The 1,894-nt window shown below is 41.7% G+C and carries 4 protein-coding genes; 3 read left to right on the top strand and 1 reads right to left on the bottom strand.

Annotation, left to right across the window (positions count from 1 at the left end):
- Nucleotides 1-95 precede the first annotated feature (95 nt).
- The 3 genes from F6K37_RS40285 (at nt 96) to F6K37_RS40275 (ending at nt 1,348) form a co-directional block, all read left to right on the top strand.
- Nucleotides 96-296, top strand: coding sequence for a hypothetical protein (locus tag F6K37_RS40285; protein WP_287256897.1), 201 nt, complete (start codon nt 96-98; stop codon nt 294-296).
- 583 nt (nt 297-879) lie between these two features.
- Nucleotides 880-1,158, top strand: coding sequence for a hypothetical protein (locus F6K37_RS40280; RefSeq protein WP_287256895.1), 279 nt, complete (start codon nt 880-882; stop codon nt 1,156-1,158).
- Between the two features lie 4 nt (nt 1,159-1,162).
- On the top strand, nt 1,163-1,348 hold the full coding sequence (locus F6K37_RS40275) for a hypothetical protein (RefSeq protein WP_287256893.1): 186 nt from the start codon (nt 1,163-1,165) through the stop codon (nt 1,346-1,348).
- Between the two features lie 165 nt (nt 1,349-1,513).
- Here the strand turns inward: F6K37_RS40275 and F6K37_RS40270 are convergent.
- A partial coding sequence (locus F6K37_RS40270; RefSeq protein ID WP_287256891.1) for a hypothetical protein occupies nt 1,514-1,894 on the bottom strand: 381 nt, incomplete at its 5' end.

Below are 1,894 nucleotides of genomic sequence, written 5' to 3'. Positions count from 1 at the left end.
AAAACTCCCCAAAAAAAAATTTTTAAAACCCTTGACAATTACAAATATAATCATTACAATAATCATATTAACACGATGAATTCAAGTTTTGATCTATGTCAAAAGACTTTAAGCCAAACTTCAAGAAGCAACCTGTTGAGCACACTCTGAAAGGCTCTCGTGAAGCAGTAATCTATAGTATCCAAATGCTTTATAAATTGGGCTATGCCGAGATTGCCGAATGGTCTCCTCTTGAACCGACTGAGGTTCCAGGGGAAGTCATTACTAAAATGATGAAGTATTGGCTGTTGCCATAACACTTTAAATTTCTGGGGGGTTTTCCCCCCTGGCCAAGGCTCCGGTTTGATTACATCAAATCACATCCGGATTGGTTTGGAAACTCATTGACATAGATCATTTAAATAGCCGTAGATAGTATTTCTACGGCTATTTTTTTTTGACTTTTGAGACTCGCAAAGTAAGCATTCTGTAGGGTGGGCATTGCCGGTTTTTAATCCCAAATCCTGCCCAAATTTATCTGAGCAATGCCCACCAACCAAGGTACCCATTGCTGAGTAATCATTTCAGCCCATAATTTCCAAAAAGATACATTCTGTTTTGGGCTGACTTTGGACGTATTTATAAGGGTTTGAGCTTGCCATTAAATCATTCGTAGGGTCAATTTGGGACTGTATCTTCCATGAGCCCATTGGCATCAAAGCCTTATAGAGTAAGCTTTTTGGGGCTCATGTCACCCCCTCAGGGCAGATCATCTATTGGTTCTGAGTGAGTTTGTGTAGTTATCAATCGACTCCTCGTTGTTCAACACCCTGCTACACAAGGATTTTAACCTTTTTTGTCTACCCCATTCCTTCAATTTGAGTGAATGGTGAGTCTCAGGTGAGCACAACTTCTCTATCCTCTCAAGCATATATAATCTTACTTTTGTCAGTCAAATATGATACAAAATTCCCTGGATATGAGGTTTTATATGAGGTTTATGAGGTTTTATATGAGGTTTATGAGGTTTTATATGGGGTTTATGAGGTTTTATATGGGGTTTATGAGGTTTTACATGAGCATTCTGTAGGGTGGGCATTGCCGGTTTACTTACCCAAATCCTGCCCAAATTCATCTGAGCAATGCCCACCAACGAAGGTAGCCATGGCCGGTTTCTGAACCAATGCCCACCCTACATTATTGTGGATTGGTGGGCATTGCCCATTTCATTAATCGCCGTTCAATCATGATCTTCATCAACAATGGCCACCCTACGATTCTCTCGGCAATACCTAGCAAAAAGCAACGGCGAGTCCCATTGAGGAATACGCTCGCCGTTGGTGGATATGGGTTAGAAGTGGAGTATTGAGGGTGGAGTTACCAGAAGAAGGTAACGGGGCGATCGCCCCGTTACCTTTCTACCCTACAGCAAAGGTTTTCCTTCCTTAATTACCAATAATTATCATTCTGTTTGTAGAATGTTTGATTTTTTGGAAGTCCCTTGTGATCTGCAACCTGCGGATGCTCCTTAGAATTAAAACGCTGTGTGACAACCCTCTACATCCATGTATATATCCCATGGTAGTGCGTCACGAACTATTACTTGGTAGAATGGCTCCACACCTTCAAACACGTTATCATAAGAAGTGGGTTGATCAGAGCGATACCCCGGAACAGGAAGATTTTTAACATCATCATGCCCAGAGTATCGAGGTATGATAAATGATATTGTTTGTTGGTCTTCTTCAAAGCTTATAAAGCTGACATCCAGTGACGATGCTGGCGGACCTATAACATCTAGTATATACTGAGAAGATCCCTCGGCCAAGAGAATAAAGCGAGGTTCGACATAACATTCCGCAGCTTGCGCACTACCAACGATCATTACTAGGGACAGGCAAAACACCAACATCCC

This window comes from Moorena sp. SIO4E2, assembly GCF_010671945.1.
Classification (GTDB): domain Bacteria; phylum Cyanobacteriota; class Cyanobacteriia; order Cyanobacteriales; family Coleofasciculaceae; genus Moorena; species Moorena producens.
Note: the sequence above shows the minus strand (reverse complement) of the source record. Positions and strands in the feature narration are given on the sequence as shown.

What these genes read in the sequence shown, in the direction of transcription:
- F6K37_RS40285 (WP_287256897.1), top strand. Translation starts at nt 96, where the DNA reads ATGTCAAAAGACTTTAAGCCAAACTTCAAGAAGCAACCTGTTGAGCAC.
- F6K37_RS40275 (WP_287256893.1), top strand. Translation starts at nt 1,163, where the DNA reads ATGCCCACCCTACATTATTGTGGATTGGTGGGCATTGCCCATTTCATT.